General features: G+C 68.0%; 5 protein-coding genes. 2 read left to right on the top strand and 3 right to left on the bottom strand.

Annotated features, from left to right (window positions below; genetic code table 11):
• Nucleotides 1–176 precede the first annotated feature (176 nt).
• On the top strand, nucleotides 177–2,072 hold the full coding sequence (locus tag AC1DHD_RS11255; protein ID WP_476879798.1) for a S8 family peptidase: 1,896 nt from the start codon (nucleotides 177–179) through the stop codon (nucleotides 2,070–2,072).
• 177 nt (nucleotides 2,073–2,249) lie between these two features.
• Nucleotides 2,250–2,873: a hypothetical protein gene (locus tag AC1DHD_RS11250; protein ID WP_476879797.1), complete on the top strand. Its 624-nt coding sequence runs from the start codon at nucleotides 2,250–2,252 to the stop codon at nucleotides 2,871–2,873.
• A gap of 19 nt (nucleotides 2,874–2,892) precedes the next feature.
• Here AC1DHD_RS11250 and AC1DHD_RS11245 read toward each other — a convergent pair whose 3' ends face one another.
• The 3 genes from AC1DHD_RS11245 to AC1DHD_RS11235 form a co-directional block, all read right to left on the bottom strand.
• Nucleotides 2,893–4,734 (bottom strand): ABC transporter ATP-binding protein, encoded by a 1,842-nt coding sequence (locus tag AC1DHD_RS11245; RefSeq protein WP_476879796.1) that lies wholly within the window; start codon nucleotides 4,732–4,734, stop codon nucleotides 2,893–2,895.
• Between the two features lie 134 nt (nucleotides 4,735–4,868).
• Nucleotides 4,869–6,380: an IMP dehydrogenase gene (gene guaB / locus AC1DHD_RS11240; RefSeq protein ID WP_476879795.1), complete on the bottom strand. Its 1,512-nt coding sequence runs from the start codon at nucleotides 6,378–6,380 to the stop codon at nucleotides 4,869–4,871.
• Nucleotides 6,381–6,561: 181 nt separating this feature from the next.
• A complete protein-coding gene (locus AC1DHD_RS11235; protein ID WP_476879794.1) occupies nucleotides 6,562–8,646 on the bottom strand; it encodes an acyltransferase family protein in 2,085 nt (694 codons plus the stop codon).
• Nucleotides 8,647–8,682: the final 36 nt, after the last annotated feature.

The following is an 8,682-nucleotide window of genomic DNA, read 5'->3' as shown; positions in this document are numbered from 1 at the left end:
GGGCATCCCGGGGCTCGAAATTAATCGATAGTCAACACTGACTTGACACGATTAGTCAATAGTTTACAAAACGTGAAAATGCCCTTACGTTTGCTTCGGCCCGCCGGGATCGACCGGCGGGCCTCCACCCCCAGCTCCGGGCCTTCCGCAATGCCCGGTCGAAGAAAGCAGAACCCATGGGAAGTGCATCACTCAGGACCTCACGTGTCCTGGCCCTGTCGCTGGCCGCCGTCGTCGGCACGCTGACTCTGGCCGTCTCCCCCGTCTCCGCGGCCCCCGGGCCGGTCACCTCGCAGACCACGCCCGCACCGGAGGTCAACGCCGGCGAGGCGTACACGCAGTTCATCGTCAGCTTCAAGAAGACCCCCGGCAACGCCACGCCCAACGGCCGCGCCAACGCCTGGGGCAAGGCCGCGAAGCAGCAGGGGGTCAGTGTGCGGGAACTCCGCACCATGGCCACGGGCGGCACGCTGATCGCTTCGGACAAAGCGCTGTCCGGCCAGTCCGCCCAGGACTTCATGGACAACATCGCAGCCTCGGGCGCCGTCGACGCCGTCGAGCCCGATGCCCGCATGACTGCCGTGCTGGCGCCCAACGACACCCGCTACGGCGAGCAGTGGGACTTCACCGGCGCCAACGGAATGCGCATCCCGGGAGCCTGGGACGTCTCCACCGGTGCGGGCTCCACGGTGGCGGTGATCGATACCGGGATCACCGCGCACCCGGACCTGGACGCCAACGTGCTGCCGGGTTATGACTTCGTCACGGACGCCACCGCGGCACGGGACGGCAACGGCCGGGACGCCAACCCCCAGGACCAGGGCGACTGGTACGCGGCCGGCGAATGCGGACAAACCGCGGCCGCCAACTCGTCCTGGCACGGCACCCACGTGTCCGGGACCATCGCCGCCGTCACCGGCAACGCCACCGGGGTGGCCGGCGTGGCACCAAACGCCAAGGTCCTCCCCGTCCGGGTCCTGGCCAAGTGCGGCGGGTCGCTGTCCGACATCGCCGACGCCATCATTTGGGCCTCCGGCGGGACGGTGGCCGGAATCCCGGTCAACGCCAACCCGGCAAAGGTCATCAACATGAGCCTGGGCGGTTCCGGCGCCTGCGGCACCACCTACCAGGCGGCCATCGACTCGGCCGTCTCGCGCGGCACCACCGTGGTGGTAGCTGCCGGCAACAGCAACCAGGACGCTTCCGGCTTCCGGCCGGCCAACTGCAACTCGGTGGTGACCGTGGCCGCCAGCAACCCCAGCGGCTCCCTGTCCTACTACTCGAACTACGGCGCGACCGTTGACCTCACCGCGCCCGGCGGCGACACCAGCGTCAGCGGCGGCGGCATCCTCTCCACCCTGAACACCGGGACCACAACCCCCGGCGCGGCGGGGTATGCCTTCTACCAGGGCACTTCAATGGCCACCCCGCACGTCGCGGGGCTGGTGGCGCTGATGAAGGCCAAATCGCCGTCCCTAACTCCGGCCCAGGTCGAGTCCACCCTCCGGCAGGGCACGCGCGCCATGCCGGGCGGCTGCACCAAGGGTTGCGGCGCGGGCCTTTCGGATGCCACGGCCACCATGGGGCTGCTGGGCGGAACCACACCGCCGCCGTCGGGCAACCTGCTGCTCAACCCCGGCTTTGAAAGCGGTGCGGCGTCGTGGACCTCCGACCACACCGACACCTTCGAAACCGGGACCGACGCCCGCACCGGCAGCGGCTTCGCCGGGCTGAACGGCTGGGGCCAGTCGACGTCGTACACGCTCGATCAGACCATCACCATCCCGTCCTCCGTGACCGGTTCCTCCCTCTCCTTCTACCTCAAGACGCTGACGGACGAGACCACCGCGTCCTCGGCCTACGACACGCTGAAGGTGCAGGCCATCAGCGGCGGCGTCACCACGACGCTGGCCACCTACTCCAACCTGAACAAGTCCGCCGGCTACGTGCTCAAGACCCTGGACCTGTCCTCGTTCAAGGGCAAGAGCGTGACCGTGCGCTTCCTGGGCGTGGAAGATTCCTCGCTCAAAACCTACTTCTTCGTGGACGACACCTCGGTGACCACCTCGTAGCACGGGCCGCGCAACGAATGGGCATGCCCTCCCCTCCCGGATGGGCATGCCCATTCTTTGTGCCAGGGAACGGACATAGTGGCGTTATGTCCACTGGCCGCTGTGACGGGAGGGCATGTCCCGCGGCGGAGCCGGCCCCGCGCAGGGCAGTGTCAGCGCGGCAGGTACGCTGGCGGCATGCGTAAAGGGTGGATCTTCGACGGCCACATCGCCGGGCTGGGAACGGAATCCGGGCTGCGCGCGGTGCTCGGCCTCTGGCAGCGGTCCCCCTTCGGACCCTTCACTGATGCCATGGTGGAGCTGCCCTCGGGCCACCGGATTCTCCTGGCCCCGACCGCCGAAACCTGTGACTTCATCGCCTCGGTCTATCACTTTGACGAGAGCCGCGTGGTGGAGGTGGCGGCCGCCCATGAGGGAGGGCAGCTCACCGTCGACGCCGGTCCCCTCAGCGTGCGGGCCACCATCGGCGACCGCACCCTGCTGGGCGGCTTCGTCCGCCTGGTCCCGCGACCGGTGGCGGTGCACCCGCTGTGGTTGCGGGCCGTCAACCCGGTCGCTGCCAAGGTCAGCCCCGGAGCCCGCACCGCAGGCGCCGCCAAAGACGGACGGACCGAGTACTACGGCGTGACGGACCTGCACCACATCGGGGCAGCACGCATGAGCTGGGAAGGCGCCGACGCCGGGTCGCTGGCCGCCGTCCGGCCCCCGGTCACCTTCGGTTTCAGCAGCGTGCCCGCTGCGCCCAGCCTGGCCCGCGTGCGGACCACGGTGACGCCGACCGCGCGCGCGGACACGCCCTGACACTCGGCCACGGGGCCGCTCAGGCCCCTTCGGCCTCATCCACACTGAGCTGGGATTCGAACATCCGGAAGTACCGGCCGCGCAGCGCCACCAGTTCCCGGTGCGTGCCTTGCTCCACGATCCTGCCGTCCTCGAGCATGTAGACCACGTCCGCTTTTTCGATCGTGGCCAGCCGGTGGCTGATCGCAATGATGGTGCTGGTGCGGTCGGCGAAGAGGCGGGTGAAGATCCGGTGTTCGGCCAGCGCGTCGATCGCCGAGGTCGGCTCATCCATCACCATAAACGCCGCGTCGCGGTAGAAGTTCCGGGCCATCGCCAGGCGCTGCCACTGGCCGCCGGAGAGCCCGCTGCCCTTCCGGCCCCGGGGATCCTCCATCCAGTTGCTGACGTGGTTGTCCAGCCCGTTGGGCAGCTTGGAGATGAACTCGAGCGCCTCGGCGTCAGCCGCGGCCCGGCGGACCCGCCCGTCATCCCGTGCCGCATCGACGTCGCCGAAGAAGATGTTCTCCGCAGCCGTAGCGAACTCGTATTTGAGGAACTCCTGGCTGAGCACTGCCAGGTGGCGGTGCCAGGACTTCACGTCGACGGCGGCGAGGTCCACGCCGTCGAGCATCACCTGGCCGGAGTCCGGCCGGTAGAGCCCGGCCAGGATCCGGATCAGCGTGGATTTGCCTGCACCGTTTTCCCCGACGATGGCGATGTGCTGGCCCTCCCGGATGGTCAGGGAGATGCCTTTGATGACTTCGAGGTCGCTGCCGGTGTAGGTGAAACGGATGTCACGCAGCTCCACCGTTTCGGGCGGGGCCAGCAGGGGCGGGGCGTGGCCGGAGTGCACGGGCAGCGCCATGAACAGCTCGTAGTCCTTGAGGTTGGCGAGGTCCTCATCGATGGAACTGAGCGAGGAGACCAGGCTGTTCGCGGTGGACAGGGCACGGCTGACGATCTGCTGGACGTAGAGGAACTGGCCCACGGGTTGGGCACGCGCGATGATCTGGCCGACCACCCAGATCAGCGAGACCACCTCGGCGCCGTACTGCAGGGCGTCGGCGGCGAGCTGTTTGGGGATGTAGCGCTTCTGGAAGTCGAGCCGGCGCTTTTCATCCGCGTCCCGGAGCCGGGAGCGCAGCCCCATGAGGTAGCCGACAATCCCGTACAGCCGCATCTCGGCGATGTGCTGCGGGCGCAGGAGGTTCGTTTCGATCATCCGCCGCTGCCGGCGGGAGTCCACCTGGGTGTTCCAGTGCGCGATCTGCTCGCGGGAAAGTTTGAACTGCAGGTAGACGCTGGGCACGATCGCCACCAGGACAATCACGGCGATCCACCAGCTGACCAGCAGCAGCGCGCCGATGGCGAGGAGCACCGAGACCAGCTGGGTGAAGATCGCGGCGATCCGGTCCAGGACGCGGGCATAGGAGTCGGAGAAGCGCTTGGCGCGGTCGTAGAGGTCCACCGTCTCCTTGTCGTCATAGCGCCAGAAGTCCAGGGCCAGGAAGCGCTCGTACATCAGGTCCCCGACGATCGCGCCCACCCTGAAACTCATCAGCTGCTGGATGTAGCGGTCCACGCTGCTGAACGCTCCCCAGAACAGGCCGAGGGCAGCGGTGATGATGACGTAGACAATGGCCTGTTGCCCCGCGGCGGCATTGCCCGCGTATGCGGCCGCCAGCGCCGTCGTCGTCAGGGCGGCGAAGTAGGTGGTGACGAGCGGCAGCAGTGCCGAGATCAGCGAGCCCAGAACCTTCATGACGACGGCGGCCGGGGAGGCCCGGAAGCTGACCCGCAGCACCTGCGCGACCGCCCGGGCGTAGGGCCTGAGCGCCAGTTTGCGCCGGGGCTCACGCGCGGGCAGGAGTTCGGACATGTTCCCAGCCTAGTTGCGGGTCGCGGCGCTGTTAACGCAGGCAGGCCACGGGAAGAATCCCGTGACCTGCCTGCGTTGGGCCCACGCCCGCCGGGTTCCCTGGCCGAGCTTGCGAGGCTAGGGGCGGGTGGGGATCAGCGCGAGCCGTAGTTCGGCGCTTCCACCGTCATCTGGATGTCATGCGGGTGGGATTCCTTCAGGCCGGCCGGTGTGATCCGGACGAACTTTCCGCGAGCCTTGAGCTCCGGGACGGTCGGGGCGCCGGTGTAGAACATGGTCTGGCGGAGGCCGCCCACCAGCTGGTACGCCACCGAGGCGAGCGGTCCACGGTAGGCCACCCGGCCTTCGATGCCTTCGGGGATCAGCTTGTCGTCGCCCGAGACGTCGGCCTGGAAGTAACGGTCCTTCGAGTAGGACGTGTTCTTGCCGCGGGTCTGCATCGCCCCGAGCGAACCCATGCCGCGGTAGAGCTTGAACTGCTTGCCGTTGACGAAGATCAGGTCGCCCGGGGACTCGTCGCAGCCTGCCAGCAGGGAGCCGAGCATCACGGTGTCCGCGCCGGCTACGAGGGCCTTGCCGATGTCGCCGGAGTACTGGAGTCCGCCGTCGGCGATCAGCGGAACGCCGGCCGGGATGGCGGCCTTGGCGGACTCGTAGATGGCGGTGATCTGCGGGACGCCGACGCCGGCCACCACACGCGTGGTGCAGATGGAGCCCGGTCCCACGCCCACCTTGATGCCGTCGGCACCGGCGTCGATCAGCGCCTGGGCGCCTTCACGGGTGGCAGCCTGGCCGCCGATGATGTCCACGTGCGCCGCCACGGGGTCTGACTTGAGCCGGCGGATCATGTCCAGGACGCCCTGCGAGTGGCCGTTGGCGGTGTCGACGAACAATGCGTCCACACCGGCGTCGATCAGGGCCATGGCGCGCTCCCAGCCGTCACCGAAGAAACCGATGGCGGCACCGACGCGCAGCCGGCCTTCCTCGTCCTTGGTGGCCAGGGGGTACTGCTCGGCCTTGGTGAAGTCCTTGGTGGTGATGAGGCCCTTGAGCCGGCCCTGCTCGTCAACGAGCGGAAGTTTCTCGATCTTGTTGGTGGCCAGCTTGTGCGAGGCCTCCTCGCGGCTGATGCCGACGTGCCCGGTGACCAGGGGCATCTTGGTCATCACGTCGCTGACCAACCGGATCGGGAAGTCCGTCTCCGGGACAAAGCGGGTGTCGCGGTTGGTGACGATGCCCAGCAGCTTCATGCCCTCGTCCACCACGGGAAGGCCGGAGACGCGGTAGTGCGAGCAGATCTCGTCGAGTTCGGCGAGGGTGGCTTCGGGGCCGATGGTGAGCGGGTTCGTGATCATGCCGGACTCGCTGCGCTTGACCCGGTCCACCTGGTCCGCCTGGTCGGCGATCGAGAGGTTCCGGTGCACCACGCCGAGGCCACCCTGGCGGGCCATGGCGATGGCCATCCGCGACTCGGTGACGGTGTCCATGGCGGCGGACAGCAGGGGCGTGTTCACCGTGATGCGCTTGGAGATCCGGGAGGAGGTGTCAGCCTCGGACGGAATGACGTCGGTGTGCCCCGGCAGGAGCAGGACGTCGTCGTAGGTCAGGCCGACGAAGCCAAAGGGGTCGTGTTCGGGCTGGGTCATGAGTGCGCCTCTTACCTTGGGTTTCTGGGTTCACGGGTAGGGGTTGCAGCAGATGACCAGCCCGTCATTACGGGCGTGGCCTGTGCAGAAGTGTTGAATAAATAGTAGAACCTAGCCGGCGATCCCCCTATTCCGCGCCGCGAATGTGAGTAACAGCATGCGGCCGGGGGCACCGCCCGCGTCACTTCCAGCCGGTGGCGGCCAGCAGGCGCTTTTCGAACATCGGGATCATGCTCTGGACGTAGGTCTTGGTCAGGTGGTTGTCGTCCTTGTAGACGTAGACGTTTCCGACGACGGCGGGGCAGGTCCCGTTGGCGCAGATGAAGTCGCTCATGTCCATCAGGTGCAGCCGGGCGACCTTGCCGCGGTAGTCGTCCAGCGGCGAGGACGCGGCCAGCGACTCCTCCAGCGGGACGTTGCAGTCGGCGGCGTCGGCGCCCTTTTTCTGGACGCATTCGGGCATGTTCACGGTGAACCGGGGGTTGTCGCGGATGCCGATCACGTCGATGCCGGCGTCGGTGAGCGGCTTGATGCCCTCGAGGTACTGCGGCACCTCGGTCTCGAACGGCGCGTCCTTGTGGGTCAGCGAGGCCACGGTGAACACGGCGTCCGGCTTGTGTTCGAGGACGTAGTTGGAGCTGGCCTTGTTGAAGGCGTTGCAGTCCGCGTCCCGTTCGGGCGAGTCGCCGCCGAAGCGGCAGTYGCCCTTCAGCAGGGTCACCACTTCCCAGCCGTGGTTCTTGGCGATGGGCCCCAGCGCGGCCATGTACTGCTGGGCGTGCGAGTCGCCGAGCACCACGATCCTCTTGGTGACTTTGTCCGGCCGGCTGTTCTGCAGGCAGCCCTGCAGCAGCGGATCGGTGGGCACGTTGCCGCCGGTGCACAGGCCGTCGATGTCAGCCCATTCGTTCTTCATGGCTGCCGGCGCGGGAATGATCTTCGCCTCCGGGGTCGGCTTCCCGGCGTTCTCCGGGGCCAGCACGGCAGCGCCCGGTGTCAGTTCCTTCGGCTGGGCTGCTGCCGCTGCCTCGTCGGCCACGATGTGGCTCTGCCAGAGGGTGACCGGGCCCGCCAGCAGCGCACCGCAGGCGGCGATCACGACGGCGGTGCGCCAGGCACGGCGCTGCGGCCAGTGCCACTCGCGCAGTGGTTTCTCGACGAACCGGGTGGTGAGCACGGCCAGCACCAGCGAGGCGGCGACGATGGCCAGCCCCTGCCACAGGTCGGGCGCGGTGATGCCCATGCCCGCCAGGGCCAGAACCAGCAGCGGCCAGTGCCAGAGGTACAGGGCGTAGGAGTTGTCCCCGAGGGCCACCAGCGGCCGCAAGGTCAGGAGCCGGTCGACGCCGAAACGGCTGCTGCTCCGGCCGGCCACGATGATGGCGGCGGCGGCGAGGGTGGGCCACAGGGCGATGAAGCCCGGGAACGACCGGTCCACGGTCAGCAGGAGTCCGCAGGAGAGCATCGCGGCCAGGCCGGCCCAGCCCAGGACCAGCCGCACGATTTTGCCCGGTTTCAGATAGGGCAGGGCCAGGGCCAGCAGTGACCCCAGCGCGAATTCCCAGAGCCGGGCGCGGGTGTCGAAGTAGGCGTAGGCCTGGTTGCTGGCTGTCTGTTGGACCGAGTAGGCCAGGGAAACGGCGAAGATGGCACCGAATGCGACCGCCAGGAACACGCGGTAGTTCAGTTGCCGTTCGTCCAGGCGGGTCCAACGGAGCAGCGCGCGGCGCAGGAGGGCCGCCCCRGCGAAGACCAGGGGCCAGAGCACAAACACCTGGCCCTGGATGGACAGTGACCAGAAGTGCTGCAGCGGGCTGGCGCCGGAGTGGTCCTGGGCGTAGTAGTCGACGGCGGTGTCCGCGAGCAGCCAGTTCTGCCGGTAGAGCAGCGAAGCCCAGGCCTGGTCGAGGATGTCGGACCAGCGGCTGGCGGGCAGGATCGCCCAGGTGCCGATCAGGACGCCGAGGACCACCACGACGACGGCGGGCAGCAGCCGTTTGAGCAGGTGCAGCCAGTGGTTCAGGAGACGCAGCGGCTTCCCGCTTTCGACCTTGCGCGCGAAGCTTAGGGTCATCAGGAAGGCGGAGATCAGCAGGAAGATGTCCACGCCGCCGGAGACCCGGCCCAGCCACACGTGGTACGTCACCACCATCAGCACTGCCAGGGCGCGCAGGCCCTGCACTTCGGGGCGGTAGTCCGATTTCCGGCTCGCGGGGGAACCGGCCGCCGCATGTTGCGGGCGGGCTGTGATTCGCTCGTTCGACATTGGGGTTTCCTCGGGCCGGCGTCCAAAGCATCAATG

Source organism: Arthrobacter sp. 05L45_2 (assembly GCF_056397525.1).
This window is presented reverse-complemented; position numbering and strand designations above follow the sequence as displayed.